The organism is Crocinitomix catalasitica ATCC 23190 (assembly GCF_000621625.1).
Taxonomy (GTDB): domain Bacteria; phylum Bacteroidota; class Bacteroidia; order Flavobacteriales_D; family Crocinitomicaceae; genus Crocinitomix; species Crocinitomix catalasitica.
Map to the genome: position 1 here is coordinate 19,994 of NZ_JHXV01000023.1, position 19,155 is coordinate 39,148.

At 35.5% G+C, this 19,155-nt stretch carries 11 protein-coding genes and 8 tRNA genes; 13 read left to right on the plus strand and 6 right to left on the minus strand.

Features of this window, described 5'->3' with window-relative positions; all coding sequences use genetic code 11:
* Positions 1-65: 65 nt before the first annotated feature.
* Positions 66-1,082: a helix-turn-helix transcriptional regulator gene (locus T367_RS0113290; protein WP_027420293.1), complete on the minus strand. Its 1,017-nt coding sequence runs from the start codon at positions 1,080-1,082 to the stop codon at positions 66-68.
* An 86-nt stretch (positions 1,083-1,168) separates the two neighbouring features.
* Between T367_RS0113290 and T367_RS0113295 the strand changes: the two genes are divergently transcribed.
* The 10 genes from T367_RS0113295 to T367_RS0113335 all read left to right on the plus strand — a co-directional run bounded on the left by T367_RS0113295 (position 1,169) and on the right by T367_RS0113335 (position 6,905).
* The gene (locus T367_RS0113295) at positions 1,169-2,599 is read left to right on the plus strand and encodes an RtcB family protein (protein ID WP_027420294.1); all 1,431 of its coding nucleotides are present in this window, start codon (positions 1,169-1,171) and stop codon (positions 2,597-2,599) included.
* A 748-nt stretch (positions 2,600-3,347) separates the two neighbouring features.
* Positions 3,348-3,423: transfer RNA gene (locus tag T367_RS0113300), tRNA-Pro, on the plus strand.
* 87 nt (positions 3,424-3,510) lie between these two features.
* Positions 3,511-3,593, plus strand: a tRNA-Tyr gene (locus tag T367_RS0113305).
* Between the two features lie 82 nt (positions 3,594-3,675).
* Positions 3,676-3,747 (plus strand) — tRNA-Pro (locus T367_RS24940).
* A gap of 5 nt (positions 3,748-3,752) precedes the next feature.
* Positions 3,753-3,823 (plus strand) — tRNA-Gln (locus tag T367_RS0113310).
* 8 nt (positions 3,824-3,831) lie between these two features.
* Positions 3,832-3,904 (plus strand) — tRNA-Leu (locus T367_RS0113315).
* A 74-nt stretch (positions 3,905-3,978) separates the two neighbouring features.
* Positions 3,979-4,049 (plus strand) — tRNA-His (locus T367_RS0113320).
* A 5-nt stretch (positions 4,050-4,054) separates the two neighbouring features.
* Positions 4,055-4,127: transfer RNA gene (locus T367_RS0113325), tRNA-Phe, on the plus strand.
* Positions 4,128-4,133: 6 nt separating this feature from the next.
* Positions 4,134-4,205, plus strand: a tRNA-Arg gene (locus T367_RS0113330).
* Positions 4,206-4,661: 456 nt separating this feature from the next.
* A complete protein-coding gene (locus tag T367_RS0113335; RefSeq protein WP_027420295.1) occupies positions 4,662-6,905 on the plus strand; it encodes a hypothetical protein in 2,244 nt (747 codons plus the stop codon).
* Between the two features lie 62 nt (positions 6,906-6,967).
* Here T367_RS0113335 and T367_RS0113340 read toward each other — a convergent pair whose 3' ends face one another.
* From T367_RS0113340 to T367_RS0113360, 5 genes are all read right to left on the minus strand, one after another.
* Positions 6,968-7,249 (minus strand): hypothetical protein, encoded by a 282-nt coding sequence (locus tag T367_RS0113340; protein ID WP_027420296.1) that lies wholly within the window; start codon positions 7,247-7,249, stop codon positions 6,968-6,970.
* Positions 7,250-7,258: 9 nt separating this feature from the next.
* Positions 7,259-10,822 (minus strand): T9SS type A sorting domain-containing protein, encoded by a 3,564-nt coding sequence (locus tag T367_RS0113345; protein ID WP_027420297.1) that lies wholly within the window; start codon positions 10,820-10,822, stop codon positions 7,259-7,261.
* A gap of 277 nt (positions 10,823-11,099) precedes the next feature.
* The gene (locus tag T367_RS0113350; RefSeq protein WP_027420298.1) at positions 11,100-12,734 is read right to left on the minus strand and encodes an ABC1 kinase family protein; all 1,635 of its coding nucleotides are present in this window, start codon (positions 12,732-12,734) and stop codon (positions 11,100-11,102) included.
* A gap of 133 nt (positions 12,735-12,867) precedes the next feature.
* Positions 12,868-14,010 carry a leucine-rich repeat domain-containing protein gene (locus T367_RS0113355; protein WP_157454235.1) on the minus strand — a complete coding sequence of 381 codons (1,143 nt, stop codon included), beginning with the start codon at positions 14,008-14,010 and terminating at the stop codon, positions 12,868-12,870.
* A gap of 516 nt (positions 14,011-14,526) precedes the next feature.
* On the minus strand, positions 14,527-15,879 hold the full coding sequence (locus T367_RS0113360; protein ID WP_027420300.1) for an ATP-binding protein: 1,353 nt from the start codon (positions 15,877-15,879) through the stop codon (positions 14,527-14,529).
* 262 nt (positions 15,880-16,141) lie between these two features.
* Here T367_RS0113360 and T367_RS0113370 point away from each other — a divergent pair, with 262 nt between their 5' ends.
* The 3 genes from T367_RS0113370 (at position 16,142) to T367_RS0113380 (ending at position 19,154) form a co-directional block, all read left to right on the plus strand.
* Complete coding sequence (locus T367_RS0113370; protein ID WP_035844076.1) at positions 16,142-16,786, plus strand: Crp/Fnr family transcriptional regulator; 645 nt, start codon at positions 16,142-16,144, stop codon at positions 16,784-16,786.
* Between the two features lie 75 nt (positions 16,787-16,861).
* Entirely contained in the window at positions 16,862-17,659 is a 798-nt protein-coding gene (locus T367_RS0113375) for a sulfite exporter TauE/SafE family protein (protein ID WP_027420303.1), read from the plus strand.
* Positions 17,660-17,744: 85 nt separating this feature from the next.
* Positions 17,745-19,154 (plus strand): MBL fold metallo-hydrolase, encoded by a 1,410-nt coding sequence (locus T367_RS0113380; RefSeq protein ID WP_027420304.1) that lies wholly within the window; start codon positions 17,745-17,747, stop codon positions 19,152-19,154.
* The last annotated feature ends 1 nt before the right edge of the window (position 19,155 follow it).

A 19,155-nucleotide genomic window follows, 5' to 3' on the forward strand; every position in this document is an offset into this window, starting at 1 on the left:
TTCCTAAGAAATAAATTGAAAGAATAACAATGCATTCAGCTTCAAAAAATGTTTTGATTAAAATATCACTCACTAACATACTGCTTTAGTGAAGATTTTAACTTACTAATAATTCGTCTTTTAAATCTTCGTGGCTCTAAAATCTCAAGGGTATCGCCAAAACCTAGTATCATTCGTTCTAATTCGTAATTCAAATGAACTTTAATTTGAAAAACAACGCTTCCGTCTTCTCTTTGCTCTACTATTTTTTGCGAATGATGAAATGGTTTAGTTGATACATAAGGTGCGTTGGAGGCGTCTACTTTAAAAACAACATCCATTAAATTATTATCATTCAAAACAGTCACCCCAATCGTGTCTTTATAATATTCATCCCCATTGAAGTTCTCATCCAAATAATCAATATCTAAATTATAGTTAATCTCAACAATTCTATCTAAAGCCAAAGTCATAATCGCATTTGCACCTTCTCTTTTACCAACCACAAACCAACGGTTATTGAATTGTTTTAGAATGAATGGGTGGAATATTATTTCCGCTCCTTGTATGGCTTTAAAGGATTGATAACCGATTGTTAAGCATAACTTTTTTAAAATGGCCTGGTACAAAACATCCAAATGTTCTAGTCCTTTTAGGTTCTCATTTTTATCTAAATGAATGATTGACGACTGTTTGCTCTTCTCACTATATACCGTATCCTCTAGACGTTGAATGATACCTCCCAACTCTGAGAACAAAGAAAAGTCTTTGAATTGTTTGAGCATCTCCACAGTCTCAGACAAAACCCCCATGTCATTTTCAGTAAGTGGAATATTGGTGATAGAATAAGCATCATCTGCATATCTATAATATTTCTTATCATAGACCTCAATCGGCGCATTATAACCTAATTTATCACTGCGCATTAATTGAATATCCAATTGTATTGTGCGTTTACTTACATTAAAATCACGACCTTCATACTCGTACAGCGCTTCAGAACATGCATTTATCAAATCATCTAAAGTCCAATTCCTGTATGGGTTTTGTAAACATTTATCAATTGTTTTGTACCGTATTAACGCATTTTTATTTTGTGCCATGTGAGAAAAATACGAATTATTATTTACTACGCAAAATCATTGCGCAGAAGGTATAAATATTTGTATCAGATTTAAAAACGATAACGATGAAAACACACGAAAAAATAACTGGTCAGCATTTAATTGACTTAGGTTTTCAACCAAGAAAATGGTTCAAAGATGCAATTTCCTATATCAATTCAAACGATTTGGACAATGATGCGATGCTTGCATATCTTGAGCAATTTAGGTTGCCACCGATGTTAGATTTACATGAGGTTGCCGTTCCGTTTAAAGTGAATATTAAAGCAGAGAATGAATTAGAAGAGAAAAATGTAGATGCAGTGGTGTCAAGCATGAAAGTATTAATGAGAACCCCAACATTAGTTGGAGGGTCGATTATGCCAGACGCTTGTCCAACAGGGCCTGCAGGAACGATTCCAGTTGGTGGTGTTGCAGTAGCTAAAAATGCCATTCACCCAGGTTTACATTCCGCGGATATTTGTTGTTCGGTGATGTTGTCTGATTTTGGTAAAACAGATCCAAAAATGGTATTAGACGCTGCACATGCCTCTACACATTTCGGAGGTGGAGGAAGGGAAAGAGATGAACAATTTAGATTTCCTGCAGATCTTTTAGAAGAATTCGAGAATAATTATTTCTTAAGAGATAATCAAATGATTCAAACTGCGAGAAAGCAATTGGGAACGCAAGGAGATGGGAATCATTTCTTGTTCATTGGCACTTCCAAAAAGACGGGGAACACGATGATGGTTACCCACCATGGATCGAGAGGAGTTGGTGCGAGGTTATTTGATGAAGGTATGAAAGTTGCCGAACGCTATAGAAAGGATCTTTCGGAAAAAACGTTGAAACAAAATGCCTGGATTCCGTTCGATACGGAGGATGGACAAAACTATTGGGATGCATTGCAAATTGTTCGTTCATGGACGAAGAAAAATCACGAATGTATTCATGATGCAACAGCGAAGAAATTAGATGTGACAATTGAAAACAGATATTGGAATGAACATAATTTCGTGTTCAAGGACGGAGATTTATTCTACCATGCCAAAGGAGCGACACCGTTAGATGAAAAATTTTTACCAGATATAACGGGTCCGAGATTAATTCCTTTAAACATGTCAGAACCAGTTTTAATTGTTGAAGGAAAATCGACGACGAACAATTTAGGGTTTGCCCCACATGGTGCTGGCAGAAATATGAGTAGAACTGCACATAAAAAATTAAAAGTTGATCAAACAGTTCAAGAAGTATTTGACGAAGAGACAAAAGGTTTAGATGTTAGATTCTATTCGAATGAGATTGACATCACAGAATTGCCTTCTGCTTATAAAAATGCAGCAACCGTTAGAAGTCAAATGAAAGAATTTGGATTGGGTAAAGTGATTGATGAAGTGATGCCATTTGGTTCGATCATGGCAGGAGATTGGCAAAAAAATGCGCCTTGGAAAGTGAAACGAAGAAAAAAACTTGAAAGAATGAAAGCGGCGGAAGCGGTGAAGAGTGAAAAATAAGTATTTGTTTGTTGCGGGATGGGAAGTGAGGTAATTTGGCCTTGCTTCCATCACTAATTGGAAAATGAAAATTATTTAAAAACAACCTGACGAGAAAAACATCGTCATGACAACTATAAGAAAATGAAATTTAATAAAAATCATATTATACTAGACCCCCGACCGCAATTCCGTTGCATAAACTCGCATTATCAAAATGCTGAGAAAAGGATACTTTATGATTAGATTTTTGTAAAAAAACATACAATTATTACGATTTAATTAAAGCGTCCAAAATTTTTGGACGCTTTTTTTATGATTTATTTTTAGCTTAAATGAACCGATAAAAAATTGAAATAAAAAAAGAAGAATGAGCATTAGCCAATTGGGAGACAGTCGATTGAAAAAAATGTGAATTACTTGCTTGAGGCGAGGCAGGAAAGAACTGCTAAAACTAAAGGATAACTTGTTGATTACCAGTTATTTAACTTGATGTTTTATTTGTTTAATTAAAAACTTATTATAATATTTGCACCGTCGAATTTAACCGACAAAATTTAGACTACAATGAAACAACTAGAATTACATATACAATTTATATCACAGGCACATAAGCCCGAATTTCGATTTTATCGTGTACACTTACCCATTAAATTAAATGCGGATGTTTTAATGTTATAGGAACTTTGTTTAAAGAACAATCTATTTCAAGCATCCGCCTCAACGGATGCTTTTTTTGTGCACAATAATTTAAGATTTATCAATATTTCGGGTAGTAGAGGAGTCAGGTCTATCTCGCCTCAATTGGGATGAGGAGCACGCAGGTTCAAATCCTGCCTACCCGACGAAATAACCAACTCAAGTTTACTTGATGTTGGTTCGAGTTGAGCTAGGCAGGAACGACACAGTCAATCCTGCCTACTCAACCAAATGGAAGTGTTGAGCAATTGGTTGGCTCGCTTGACTGTAAATCAAGTCTCTTTTGAGCGTGCAGGTTCGAATCCTGCCACTTCCACAATGGCACTGTGGTTTTAACCAGAGCACTCAACTGTCTCTTGAGTTATTCGTTCCGAATACTCGGAATCAGTGCCATAAAACTGGGAAGATAACGATGGTTGTTTACCCGCCTTGGACGCGGGAGGTTGTAGGTTCGAATCCTGCTTCTCAGACTGAATGCCCTGTAGTGTAAAGGCAACACACAAGACTTTGATTCTTGGACTATAGGTTCGACTCCTGTCAGGGCAACAATAAATACGGTGATGGCGGAATGGTATACGCGTCTGTTTTAGAAACAGAATTTTGAGAGTTCGAGTCTCTCTCTCCGTACAAAAGCAACTCACATATTGCTTCTTGTGGAAGTAGTTTAGAACTGAAAAGTTTAAAGTGAGCTTATTAAAATGGTGTCTTTAGTTTATGCGGTAGAATACCTCACTGTGAATGAGGAGAACAGGGTTCGATTCCCGAAGACACCCAATAGGAACAGTAGCAAAGTTGGTCAATGCGCCGGACTGAAAATCCGGAGATACAGGTTCGAATCCTGTCTGTTCCACAATTTAGGAATATAGTTTAACGGATAAAATATTGGGCTACGAACCTGAAGCTGTGCGTTCGAATCGCACTATTCCTACAAAAAAACAAATAAAAAAACACTACGCAAAAAGGTTGCGCAGTTAGTGTAAATATTTGTTCTGTCGAAAGACAAAAACGTTCTTTTCAATACCAATTGGTCAAGTAAGTGTTACTTCAAATTTTCTCTAAAAAAACACATTTACAATTACCAATTACTTATAGATATTAAGGTCAAAACTAGCTTACTTCAAATTGGCAAATGCGGTTCGAATCCGCCCCTAAAGGAAAAGTTAGTTAATTACCTCAATAAAAATTAGGTCAAAATAATCTTACTTCTGTTTCCAGGTTCGAATCCTGGCCACCGTCAACAGACGATGGTCGAATGGTTGATTTAGATTGTTGATTACCTAAAAAATTCAAGGTCAATTGTTTCTTACTCCCGGGTTCTACCCACCATTTAAGGTAATGAAATAGAAACAAAATTACCTGATTAATTAAATTAAAAAATAGTACAATGAAAAATGATTTATTAAAAGTAACAATTCGAAAAAACGCTCTTTTTATTCCACAAAATGGTAATTTAAATGGTGTTTCGAAAAAAATAAATGAAACGACTAGTGTTTTATTGGCCAATTGCGCCAAATTAGGATATACATTTTCTGAGCCTTTATTGGCTGCAATAAATCCACTCACAACGGTAGAAAAATTAGAAGTCTTTAATTTGCTCAAAGATGTGAGTGGCGTCAATAAAAATTGGACCCCATTGGTTAAACAATGGAATATTCCAACAGGCGAATCAATTATTGACCATGTGATCACTTGGTTTTCGAATATCTTTCAAGTTAAGAATGGAACGACATTGCCATGTGGACACATCATTCCAAATCATACCTTTCCTATTGATCGCTACAATGGTTGCCCTTTTTGTGGAACCCCATTTGAATTCGATAAATTGGATTATACTGAGGGTGCAAACAAGCTTAAAGTATTGGATTTATGGACGGAAGTAATGTTAAAGGATGAGATGAATAGTTTTTTAACTTCCCCTGTTGCATTGGATGCCACACAGGTTGATAGTCTTAAAGTTTTATTGCAACATTTTGCGATTGATGCGAACCTCGAGATTAGAATGAAGGAAACAATGATGGTTGTTATTGATGCCTTTGTTGAAAGTGGAAAACCTGAATTGGCTGGTCGATTTTTCAAAACACCGAATGATATACTTCGCTATTTATGGTATAAACATACTGGTTTTTTACAATTAATTGAACCAAAAACAATTGTGAATCGAATGACTCAAAATGCTAGATATTCACGTGGATTTGGTAACGAAGCTGGATTGGCAAAATTGCAAGCCATTGCTGATTTGAAATTAAAATTTAATCGATCGGAATGTAAACAATATGCGATTTGGTTGAATAATTTAAAGTTAAGTATTACTGATCAATGCGAGCAAATGCACCCTAAAAGAAATATGTGGGTACGTGTAATTAGAGCATTGCGTTTAGCAGAGTACAGCAAAAGAAAAGGCTTTGAAAACCTTGCAGCTTTATTGGATACTTTTTACAATAAAAAATACGAAGTATGGCAGGGTAAAGTCAATCATTTAAAGCTAAAATCAGACGCAGAAGGAACTTTAGCATTGTTAAAACAACGGCCAGGATTATTTGCAAGATCGTTATTCTCAACAATGGTTTGGTTTGGGCCTGATATTACCATTCAAAACTTTAAAGAAGTAATGGATAAAGTTCCTGCAAGGTTGATTTATACTTTAAACATGTATGCTGAATCATACTTTGATAAAAATGCATTGAGAAGTGTTAAACCACTAGGTGGCGTGAACAAAAAGATTCCAGCCAATAAATTGATTCAATTTTATTCTGATGAGGAACTCCAGAGCATGAAATTATTAGTACAAAGCTTGAGTTTAGAGGTTATTAAACGCAATTTACAAAAGGTAAAGAACACCAATTCGACCATTTTTATCGATGAAGGTTTATTTAAAATTCCTATTGCAATTGGTGATAGAAACGAACAATTACAAGACTTACCAGAAGCATTAATGGGAACGCGTTTTAAAGTTGAAGGGAATACCATTCGATTGTTCTTACAATGGGGTGAAGGTTTGCCAGCGCAACACCTGGACATGGATTTAAGCTGTAATGTTGCGTATGAGAATAGAAACGAATTTTGTTCTTATTCACAACTTGTTATTCCAGGTTGTAAACATAGCGGTGATATTCAATCTATCCCTGATAAAGTTGGTACGGCCGAATATATTGATCTTGACTTGGTTAAATTGAATGACCTTGGTGCAAAATTTATAAGTTTTACTTGTAATGCTTTTACCAGCGGTAATATATCTCCGAATCTTGTAGTTGGTTGGATGAATAGTCGGGTACCGATGAAAATTTCATCGTCCGGTGTGGCGTACGATCCAACTGCGGTGCAACATCAAGTAAGAATAAAACAAAACCTTACTAAAGGCATGGTATTCGGAGTACTTGATATTGAAAAATGTGAAGTAATTTGGTTAGAAATGAGTTTTTCTGGACAAATTGTTCAAGGCCTTGATAGAAATGCGTTGAATGCGTTGATCAATAAATTGGACGCAAAATTAAAGATTGGAGATTTACTTCAATTAAAAGCTGATGTTCAAGGATTAAACAGAATTGATGATGCAACAATTGCCGATGAAGTATACGATATGAAATGGGCATTAAATACGGCTGAAGTCAGCAAATTATTCTTGGAATAATGATTAGATGTTGAATGGGAAGTGAGGTAATTTGGCCTTGCTTCCTAGATTTAGGAACTATTTTAACTATAAATCGGCATCAATAATACATACATTATCAAACTGATTAATACGGCTGCAAAGATCAAAGTTCCCATTAACCTGTTCTTTCGAACTTTTTGCATATCCGCTCGAATTTCAGCTAACAATTCTGGTGTAGCTTCTTTATATTTTAAAGCTTTTCCTTTTTGCTCACCAGCGTCAGTATTGGCAGAACTATCCTTCAGTGATCGTTTAACACTTTCACCACGTTGTTTATTCACCGATTTAACCATCCCCGATGCAGGACCCCATCCAAATGACATTGAAACCTATTATTGAATAACAATTTTTACAGTACCCGCTTCCATGTTTGAAGTTGTAAGTGTGATTAAATAAACGCCTGGACTTAAAAATTTATTCTCAAAAATATGACTTGATCCTTTCAAATTTGACATTGAATAAACCTCTTTTCCTAACAAATTATAGATTTTTAACTGACTTTCACCTTTTAATTCTTCGCCAAAATATATTGTTGTAAAGTTCGAAAATGGATTAGGATAAACCAATAGTCTCAATTGACTTGACTCGTTTTCTAAGATATTGTCAAATTCTTCAACATACAAAGTATTTAAAGTTGTATTTGTTATAATAGCTGGGTTCTCATCAAAATAAATTTTCGCATAATTGTGTATCTCAGTGCCAATATCGAGTCCTTCAATTAAATCGATTTTAAATTTAACGAAACCGTGACTTGCTAATTCATTTACATTGCTGTCGGGTAACATTATATTTTCAAATCTGAAAGATATTTCTCCTGAAGGTAGCCATACTATTTCCATTGGATCACTCCAAGAAACAGGCCTTAATGAGGACCAATCTAGATTAGGGTCAAGTTGATCTACAATCACTACGTTCCTAGCGGTATCAGTACCTGTATTTTGAAAACGAATAATATATTCTAAAGATGGAGTTGTTGGAGGAATAAGCCCCATTTCTTCTACGCCCTTAGGCGTAACCGACTTATCATTAGGATCGTAAGCACAAACTAAAATTTGGTTTAAAGTATCATTGGCTACGTAATCAGATTCATCAATTGAAGTAATAAGTAGACTAGACAAGGTGTCTCCCATGAAACTAAAATCAGGCAATTCAACTTGAACATTAAAGTTAACCCTACCAAAATATGCTAAACTTTCATAGCTCCAAAAGATTTGTTGGTCAACTATGGAGTCAGGTTCAACCTCACTAGAAATATAAGCAACATTTTCATCCAACTTCATGGTGATTATACCTGATGGATTTGTTGTCCCGACATTATTTATATCAATCCAATAATTGACAATAGTATTACATCTTGGAAAATCTCCTGAAAGCGAATTCTCAACCTCATCTACAACTTCACTAAAATAAATACCAAAATCAACACTATCTTCATACGTAAAGTATTCATCAACCTCGACAGAATAAATCGAAGGATCAGTTGTAATGTGCCAATGTTCTAATTCTGCTAATGAAATTGCATAAGTTTCAATTACATCCGAATTTGCTATCATGATATAGTCTCCATCTTCATAAGTAAAGGCATAAGAATAATCGGGGTCACTAATCACCTCTAACATCGACGTTCCAATTTCATCTAAGTCTTCAGTCCCGTTTTCATTTAAGTCAATAAAAACTTTACCCCTTATTTGATTTGGACTAAATTGATAGTTTTCATAGATTGCAATAGACTGATCCCAATAAGATGAAACTAACACATCAAAATCACCGTCATTGTCCAAATCACTAGCTAAAATTTCGCGTATAAGGTCATGGCTATTAGAAATTGATTGAGGTTCTCCGAAAGTGGCATCTCCTAAATTCTCAAGCCAAACTAATGCATCATCTTCAGGGTAATTAGCTCCCCCAATAAGCAAATCAGGATCACCATCATTATCAAGGTCTGCCATCTGGACAATTTTCGGATCAGTATGCTCAGAATAAAGAATATTTGCATCCCCAAATCCTAAATCGCCCAAATTCTCATACCATTTAACGGGTACTCCCGTTGTAAAACCAACTACCACATCCATTAACCCATCACCATTTATATCTCCGTAATGGATCCCCGCATCGTAACTAACGCCTGTTGCAATCGCTTGGGGATCCCTAAATAAACCATATCCATTATTTTTGCGCCATCGAACTTCATTATCCCTGCCATGGGTATATATTAAATCTACATTTCCATCAGCATCAATATCTACTAATTCAAATGTTGTCATCGAACCCATATCATCGTACTCATAAATATAGTCGCGAAACTCTCCAGCATCATTAAAAATAACTGACAGTTTATCAAAATCAAGTGATAATAATTCAAGATAACCGTCACCATTTATATCATAACATTCAATATCTTTACCATCTTCAGCATCATCTACTAGAATTTGTTTATCTCCGAAATTTCCATCACCAGTATTTTCGAACCAAGAAATTATTGCACCTTCTTTTTCACAAACGGCAATATCTATATCACCATCATTATCAAAATCACCTGCACAAGCACTCACTGGCTCGTCAAAATCATCACTTATAATTTCTTTTAATTGAAAGTTTAAATCACCATGATTTTTATACCAATAAACCTTATCTAATTGAAAATCAATAGCCAAAACATCATCTAACCCATCTCCATCTATATCAAAAACATCCAGTTTTTCAGGTCGATACGTATTGATAGAAATATAATTATAAGAACCGTCAAAACTTCCTCCACCCAGATTTTTAAACCAAACAACTGGTTGTTCTACATTATACTCACCGAATTCATATTTATAACTTACCATAATATCCAAATTTCCATCGTTATCAAAATCGGCTAAATCAATTGTTTGAGGATAAGGTAATTCACTAAAAAGCACTTCTTGATCATCAAAAACACCATCCCCTAAATTACGATATAGCGCAACTTTTTGATCTGTAACAGAAATAGACAAAACATCATTATCTCCATCATTATCAATGTCACCAACGGAAACTGAAAGAGGGTCTAATACATCGTCAGATATCAATGCTAAATCACTAAACTCTCCTGTTCCTAAATTTTTATTCCAAACAATTTTATTTTCCCCAACTGTAGAAGTCGAAACGATATCTTTCAATCCATCATTATCTACATCTTTATAAATAGATTTTCTTGGATAATCTACACCACCCTCAGACCAAACTGGATCTGCACTAAAGTTCCCATCATCTAAATTTTCATACCATCTAATAGCACTTGCATCACCTGGGGCAACAAAATTGAACAAAACATCCAAATCTCCGTCTTCATCCATATCCAATAACTGCCCATCGTAAGGAATTGTAATATACTCTATAATGGTGGAATTAACCCAAGAAAGTGGAGATCCTTCAGTTTTAAAAACGGATACTATCCTTCCTGCTGATTGAGCAACTAAAACATCAAGAAATCCGTCGTTATCAACATCTCCAATATCAACTGCCTTTGGTGTACCAGGAACTTCGCCAATAATTATCGAATCCGCAAATGTTCCATCTCCGTTGTTTTTAAAGTAAACTAAAAGCTGCCTACTTGGCATACCAGTTTTTTCAAAACTAATTATATCTTCGTACCCGTCTTCGTCAAGATCATGCACAGTAAACAAAGAATTTCTATAGATATTTGTGCTTATTATTCTGTTTTGTGAGAAATTACCTTCACCTAAATTCTCCTTCCAAACAAGACTTTCTTCCCCACCTAAAACGACATCTATATCACCATCGTTATCTAAATCATTAACACTTGTATACTCTCCTCTAATATTATTTATTAGTTCAATTTCATCAGAAAATTGAGCAAAAACAGAGGTTACACTTATTAAACTAAAGAAAAAAAGTAATAATAATTTCATAAAAATTAGGTTTTATTTAGAATAAAGTTAATCAATTTTAAAAAATCAAATTTTTGGTTGGCTAGTAAAAGTCTTTTTAGAAATATAAACTCTGTTTTTAAGAAGTCGGCATCCCACCCCTGATAGCAGCAGCAGCAGCTTGCATGAAAACACCATTTAACAAATGCTAAAAAGGAAATGTGGCGCGTTAGCAAACATTTGCATTTTTTTGCTTTTGTAATGGGGATGAAGGCAACTATAGCGGATAGCAGGACAGTGAGGCACGAACGTAGGTGGCCTACCTCCTATTCCTCCGAACAGATACAATCAACATGACTATCAATATTGCCCCGACTGGAATACTCCAAAATTCGATTGTGGGGTGCTGTGAGAAAACGGTGAGGAATATTAGCGCAATGAGAGCCATGAACAACATGAATTGATGGCCCAAAGCATACATTTTTCTCAGGTCTTTGTTCCTTGTTTCAACCACCAACTTACCGCGATTGGCATTGTCTAAAAACTGATTTAATGCTGAAGGCAACTGAATGAGTGCCGTGAATTCTTGTTTGATGGTATCGCTAATAATGTTCTTCAATCCGCCTCCGCTGAGCACCATTTTTTTGAGGTAAGGTTTGACGGTATCCATTGGGTTATATTCGGGAGCGATAGTAGCACTGATGCCTTGAATTAGAATCATAGCCCTGTCGAGTAGAATCCAATCTTTAGGAACGCGAATGGTATTGGTGAGGTTCTTCACGCCGATTTCTTTCCGCAAACGATCGATACTGCTGCCTTTGATATCATCAAACGAAACATCTTTAAAATTCATGTTGTCAATTTTGATTTCGTTTTGAACAAAGGTAGTCAGAGCATCAACCAATTTTTCAGCAACCGCCATGGAATCATAATCGGTGCCTAAGAATCCCATTTTTTGAAGGGAGGCAATGATTTTTGGCGTGTCCTTGCGAATGATGTGTTGAATAATAATTGGAATTTCTTTCCGCATCTCGTCGTTCAATACGGCTGTGGCACCAAAATCAAGTAAAATAATTTCGCCTTTTTGGTTGACCAATACATTGCCCGGATGTGGATCGGCATGGTAGAATCCGTCGACCAGAATCATTTTGCAAAAAGCGGTGATTAATGTTTCTGACAGGACTTGAGGATCGATATTCCACTCCGCTAATTTTTCGCGGTTGGTGATTTTTACCCCTTCATGAAAGGCACAAACAATAATTTTTGGTGACGAATAGGACGGATAAACTTTTGGAACAACGATATTTTCAAATTCAGCAATATTCTCTGAAATTCGAACCATTGATTTTGCTTCCAAGGCATAATCCAATTCCTCTTCCACCATTTTTCGAACTTGTTGGTAGACAAATTCGATTCCGTTTATTTTTAAGAAAAAAGAGACCTTCTTTACCAAATTTTCGACAATGTTCAAATCGAGTTCTGCCAAAGCCTCAATATTCGAGTGTTGAATTTTAACCGCGACTTGTTCGCCTGTTTTTAACCTCGCTTTATACACTTGCCCTATGGAGGCGGATGCGATAGGCACCTCATCAAATTCGGCAAATAAAGCGGAAATAGATTCGCCCAATTCCTTTTGTATGGTCGCTTCAGTTTCAGAGAAAGGACTGGCTGGCGCGGCATCTTGTAGGGATTCTAACACCTCAGCATAGGCATCAGGTAAAATGGTAGACATGACCGACAAAAGCTGACCCACTTTAACGAATAACCCTCTTAATTCTAGAATTGCACCTTTAATGCGTTCGGCATTTTTTTGGTGGACTGCTCCTATTCGTTTGTCGAAATACTGTTGTCCAAACACCTTCTTTCGCGCAAAAAGCCAAAGATAATTCCACATGATACGATAAGCTAATCTGTAGGCTTTTCTGGCTCTTTTCTTTGAGGTGGACTTATCCATTTTTAGGCGATGTATTTGTATGGTACAAGATACGGAGAAATGGATGGATTATTATGGGTTGATTGAAATATTCTCATCCGCAGGTAAAAAACATCGGTTAAATCAATGTTAACTAGATTGTATAAATTTATTTTTAATATTGAGCATTTGGTAAAATATCCAAGATTCGTTGCTGCTCAATTTCTGATAAATCGTGATAAAAAATAGAATATTGACCCCCATCCAATTTTTTGTAGATTCTATCAATTAAAATATCGGGTATAGATTTCAAAAAGCGAAGTTCTTTATTTGTTAGTTTCTCGACATCTATACTAGAAACCGTTAGTACCTCTATTGAGGAAATTTGAGAAATGATTTGTACAAAATTTGTTAATGCGACATCTATTAATTTCAATGTTTCAATTGTTGTAGACTTCATGAGATTGCCTGACACTTTCAACTTGTGTGCATAAGCAATATCAAGACCATAAATAGGCAGTAATCCAATAGAGTCAGGAAGCATCTCAAGCTTATAAATATCTTTAAGTTTTAGCCATCTTAACGTACTTAACTCGCTCATGTCTCCTTTGATTTCCTTCAAATTTGGTCCATTGATTACCAGTTCATTCAAATTTGTTAGTCCGTGCCAAATATTTGGTATAAATTCGTTTTTCTTTAAACTCAGTTCTAGGCTTTCAAGTGATGGTAAATAACCGAATGAAGTAGGCAATTCCTTAATAATTTCAGCTGAAATTATTAATTTTTTGAGATTAGTTAATCTTCCAAGATAATTCGTAAATACTCCTATATTTCCAATTCTTATTGAAAGACTTACCAATTGATTCATTTCCCCTATGGATTTAGGAAATTCATTCACTTGACTACCACTTATATTCAAAGCTGTCAAATGCTTACATCCTGAAAAAAAATCAGGTAATACTTCAACTGAATCTACACTAATATGTATAGTTTTTAAATTTTCAAGATTGCGGATTTCTTTTCTAATCTTTACTTCATAGCTATCTTCTTCTTTATTTTTCGGGTAAAAATCAATTCTAAGAGACTCTAAATTTTCTAATTTCCCTATTATTTCTAACCACTCTTTTTTGAGAAATTCATAATTAACTGACAAATGATAAACATCATTGTATGGAATACTGTCCATAGCCGCTAATTCATACAGTTTACATTCTGTATTTTGAGTAATAATCGGTGCTGAAAAACTGTAATTATTAATAGCAAATACTTCTTGACTATAAAAAACTGAAATTAATACTACAATCTTTAAGATATTCACCCTCATTATTTTTTGAACAAACTAAATACAGTTAATAATAATACAAAATTTATATCGACTCGATACGACTTTCGTTTTTTTGTAATGTAATTTAAATTTTACAATTCAGGGTATTAGCATTGCAACCGCGACCGAAGAACACACACGTTCGACAAACTCAGAGCATCGCTCAACAGGATATTGCTAAATGAGTGCGATTTTTTTTTTAAAATTTACAAATCAAAACTATCTCACCATTTTATTCTTTTAGCCTCTTCTTCCTTTTTTTACAGCAAAAAAAGGAAGCAAAAAAGGCTGCCTGGCAGGGCATAAATCCAATAGCCCGCTTTTACTCACCAACGCCACTCTTGAAAGAATGGCATCAACGTTTTTTGCTACTAGTTCAAATTTTAGATTTCTCTACTACTCCCTTTCCACTGTCCCGAAAAATTTTTAGGTAATTTTTATAGGCGGAACAAGATACGGAGAAATGGATGGATTATTATGGGTTTGATGAATTATTCTTTTAACGTTATTCTAATTTTGCCCCTCTACAAACCACTCTACATATTTAGGTAATTGTGTTCCTAAATAATAAGGTAGGCTCATTAATGTATAAGGCTTTTTTTCTCCTGGTGTGAGGTGTTTTTCAATTAAAAATTCACCACCACAGATGCGAATAGCAAATGCATGGTTGGTGCGTTCTATAAATTGGTGCAAAGACTTTAAAGTGCCTACTTTACCAGATTTTATTTCGATAGGAACCACTATTTTTTTATATGAATAAACCAAATCTACCTCGGCTTGGGATTGCCTTTTTTCTCTCACCCAAAAGTTAGGTTTTTGTCGATTATTCCAATTCAAGGATATTAATTCTTGTGTGATTAAATGAGGTATTATAGCTCCTTTAAAAGCATTACTTAAATCGGGAAGACTTAAAAGTTCGGCCTGTAAACCCAAGGCATGATTCACGATTCCAGTATCCAAAAATTGCATCCGAGGCGATTTTTTTAAATCTGGTTTTACAGGAACCTCAGTATCTGTAGTAGGATAAATAAGTTGAATGATTTTAGCATCATCTAAATTTTGAAATGCTTCACTTATTTCACGTGATCGATAATTTGAATTGCCGAAATTTTGAAATTTAATTCGCTCGTCTAGGTATAAACTAGCCGTATTCATTATGTGTTTAATTATTTTTCGGCTACTTCCGTTTGACGCATATTTTTCAACATCATTTTTGTAGGTTTCCCATATACTTTCATAAATTGCTGGCAATCTTGTAATGTCCTTATTCGGAGCATAATTTTTGATCGCTTCAGGCATGCCTCCGATAATTGCATATTCATGGAACAGATTGATCAAGATATCATGCGCAAACGTTTTTACTGGAATTTGATTTAATGCCGTACTTGCCTGCTCATGCCCTATTGCTTGCAAATATTCTTCAAAATTACAAGGATGCAAATACATAAATTGTACGCGTCCTACGGGAAAGCTTTTGACTTCTTTAAGTGCAAATTCTAATAGTGATCCCGCAGCAATCACATGTAATTCGGGTATTTCTTCGTAGAAGTATCTTAAAAATTGAATCGCTTTTGGTGATTCTTGAATTTCGTCAATGAAAAGTAGGACACTGTCCTTTGATTGTATTTGGTGGGATAAAAATAATTGGTCTCTGATTGTGTTAACATCTTCATTTTCATCAAAGAACTTTATATCATTAACTTTTTCAAGATTAAGTAAGATATAATTATCATATTGCTTAGCAAATTCTCTGATTATTGTAGTCTTACCAACCTGCCTAGCTCCACGCATAATCAATGGTTTACGCAGCTTGTCCTGTTTCCAAGTCAATAAATGTGAAAATATAGTTCGCTTAAAGTTCATATTATATCTAGTAAATATAAACAATTTGTTACAAAGCAAGGGGTGTTTTGAAGATTTTTTGTTACAAAGTAAGGGGTGTTTTGAATGAAACTTGTAACAAAGTAAGGGGTGTTTTGGTAGAAACCTGTAACAAAGTAAGGGTTGTTGGTTCGGAAAATTATGCTCTCCAACAACCGTTTTCACCATCGCCCAAAACAGGAATACGTGACAAAGATCACCTCCCAATAAACAATAAGGTCGTAAATTTGGATAAAACCAATTTATGAAACACCATATCCAACCTTTGCTTGAAGAGCGTTACGGCTTCCTTTTTGAAGCGGCATTAATTGAAGAAATTGCAGAAGTTTCCACTCTAATGGAAGTGAAAGCGGGTGAAACCATCATGGATTATGGACAAAACATAAAAGGAATGCCTTTAATGTTGAGCGGTGCTATGAAAGTGTTACGACAAGACAAAGAAGGCGACGAATTGGTTATTTATTATTTAGAAAGTGGTGATGTTTGCACCATGACCTTAACTTGTTGTTTAGGACAAAAACAATCGGAAATAAAAGCTGTCGCTGAAAGGGACTCAACTTATCTATTCGTGCCCATTATTAAAATGAAAGAATGGATAAAAAAGTATGACAGCTGGATGGCTTTTGTCTTCGAGAGTTACGATAGCCGTTTCAATGAATTGTTAGAAGCTATTGATAATTTAGCCTTCAACGATCTCAATAAACGGTTGCATAAATATTTAAAAGACAAAGTTTTAATCACCAAATCAACTTTACTGGAATTGAGTCATCAAGAAATCGCCTATGATATGCATACTTCCCGTGTTGTTGTTTCAAGACTTTTAAAAAGTCTAGAGAAAGAAGATGTTGTAAAACTCGGTCGGAATAAAATAGAAGTCCTTCAATTCTAATTTGTTCCATACTGTGTAACATTTGTTGCTGCATAGCTCTATGTTCTATTGTTCCTTTGTATCCAAATCAAAGGAATGGAAACTATCGAAATTATTGGATTTATTGCCGCACTAATCATTGGTGTGGTTCTGGGATTAATAGGCGGAGGAGGTTCTATTTTAACCGTTCCCGTATTCGTCTATATTCTAAGTTTTGACCCCATCATCGCAACAGCCTATTCATTATTCGTTGTTGGTACAACCGCTTTGGTTGGTGCCATTCGGAATGCCCAAAAAGGCATGGTTGATTTTAAAACAGGAATCATATTCGCCATACCAGCGCTTATTACTGTTTACTTGACACGAAGATATATTGTTCCTGCCATACCTGATCAATTATTCAGTGTTGGTGATTTTATGGTGACCAAGTCGATCGGGATCATGGTGTTTTTTGCCCTAATTATGCTTTTGGCGGCTTATTTCATGATCAAAGGACGGAAAGAAGAAAATACAGAAGAAACAGCGGTCCAATACAATATTCCTTTAATTCTGGTTGAAGGCACCCTTGTCGGGTTCTTGACAGGCATAGTTGGTGCTGGCGGTGGATTTTTAATCATTCCAGCTTTGGTCTTATTGGCCAAATTATCTATGAAAAATGCAGTAGCAACATCTTTGCTAATTATCGCCATAAAATCGTTGATTGGGTTTATTGGAGATGTTGAGAATATTGCCATCGATTGGACTTTTTTAGTGGTTTTTACCCTGTTCTCAGTCGTTGGAATTTTTATAGGCATGTACCTCACACGATTTATTGATGGCAATAAACTTAAGAAGGGTTTTGGTTGGTTTGTGTTGATTATGGGCATCTACATTGTATTCAAAGAATTGATGTAAAAAGCAAAATGCGACAAGTAACAAATGTTACTGTAGGACGATCATTGAGGTTGTAAATTTGTAAAAGAATTAAAAAATAAAGATCATGAAAATAGAACAAATATATACTGGATGTTTAGCGCAAGGTGCGTATTACATTGAAAGTAATGGAGAGGTTGCTATTATCGACCCTTTAAGAGAAGTAGATCATTATATAGAATTAGCAGCAAGTCGTGGCGCAAAAATTAAATATATTTTAGAGACCCATTTCCATGCTGATTTTGTCTCCGGACATTTAACCTTATCCAAAAAGACAGGAGCTCCAATTATTTATGGCCCAGCTGCCAATCCTGATTTTGATGCCATAGTTGCTGAAGACAACCAAGAATTTAAATTAGGTAAGATTAAAATAAAAGTATTGCATACACCAGGTCATACCATGGAAAGCAGCACCTATTTAGTCATTGACGAAGAAGGAAAGAAACATGCCATATTCAGTGGTGACACTTTATTCTTAGGAGATGTGGGTCGACCAGATTTAGCGCAAAAAGCGGCACATATGACCCAAGAAGAATTAGCCGCAACCTTATTCAAAAGTTTACGCACAAAAATAATGACCTTGCCTGATGAGACGATTATTTATCCGGGGCATGGTGCAGGCAGTGCTTGTGGTAAGAATATGAGTAAAGAAACGATCGGTTCGATTGGAGAAGAGAAAAAAACCAATTATGCCCTTCGTTCTGACATGACTGAGGAAGAATTCGTGAAAGAAGTAACAGATGGATTGGCACCGCCACCAGCTTATTTCCCAATGAACGTGATGATGAACAAAATGGGATATCAAGATATTGATGAAGTGTTGAAGACAGGCAAACAAGCCATGACTGCAAACGAATTTGAAGAGGCTGCCAATGCAACTGAAGCGGTGATGTTAGATGTTCGAACGCAAGGAGAATTTGCAGTAGGACATGTTCCAAATTCAATTTTTATAGGATTGAATGGTGACTTTGCACCTTGGGTTGGCGCTTTAATTAAAGATGTCAAACAACCTATTCTTTTAATTGTCGGAGAGGATCAATTGGAAGAGGCGATTACCAGACTTTCACGAGTTGGATTCGATCATATTATCGGCTATTTAAAAGACAGTATTGACGGTTGGAAAACAGCTGGAAAAGAAGTAGGTATTGTCAATTCAATTCCTGCAGACACATTTTCTAAAGAGATGAATAATGGTAAATTAAGCATTATTGATGTTCGAAAACCATCTGAATTCGCATCCGAGCATGTGATTGATGCGCTAAGTAATCCTTTGAATACAATCAATGATCATTTAAAAGAAATACTAAGCGAGGGCACGAATTACGTGCATTGTGCAGGTGGATACCGTTCGATGATCGCTATTTCAATATTAAAATCAAGAGGCATTCATAATTTGATTGATGTGCAAGGTGGTTTCTCTGCTATTAAAGAAACGACAGTACCCGTCACAGCATATGTTTGTCCATCAACCTTATAAA

Excerpts from the sequence above, each read along its gene's own strand:
- T367_RS0113340 (WP_027420296.1), bottom strand. The coding sequence starts at position 7,249 with ATGTCATTTGGATGGGGTCCTGCATCGGGGATGGTTAAATCGGTGAAT.
- T367_RS0113370 (WP_035844076.1), top strand. The coding sequence starts at position 16,142 with ATGAAACACCATATCCAACCTTTGCTTGAAGAGCGTTACGGCTTCCTT.
- T367_RS0113295 (WP_027420294.1), top strand. The coding sequence starts at position 1,169 with ATGAAAACACACGAAAAAATAACTGGTCAGCATTTAATTGACTTAGGT.
- T367_RS0113290 (WP_027420293.1), bottom strand. The coding sequence starts at position 1,082 with ATGGCACAAAATAAAAATGCGTTAATACGGTACAAAACAATTGATAAA.
- T367_RS0113380 (WP_027420304.1), top strand. The coding sequence starts at position 17,745 with ATGAAAATAGAACAAATATATACTGGATGTTTAGCGCAAGGTGCGTAT.
- T367_RS0113360 (WP_027420300.1), bottom strand. The coding sequence starts at position 15,879 with ATGAACTTTAAGCGAACTATATTTTCACATTTATTGACTTGGAAACAG.
- T367_RS0113350 (WP_027420298.1), bottom strand. The coding sequence starts at position 12,734 with ATGGATAAGTCCACCTCAAAGAAAAGAGCCAGAAAAGCCTACAGATTA.
- T367_RS0113335 (WP_027420295.1), top strand. The coding sequence starts at position 4,662 with ATGAAAAATGATTTATTAAAAGTAACAATTCGAAAAAACGCTCTTTTT.
- T367_RS0113345 (WP_027420297.1), bottom strand. The coding sequence starts at position 10,822 with ATGAAATTATTATTACTTTTTTTCTTTAGTTTAATAAGTGTAACCTCT.
- T367_RS0113375 (WP_027420303.1), top strand. The coding sequence starts at position 16,862 with ATGGAAACTATCGAAATTATTGGATTTATTGCCGCACTAATCATTGGT.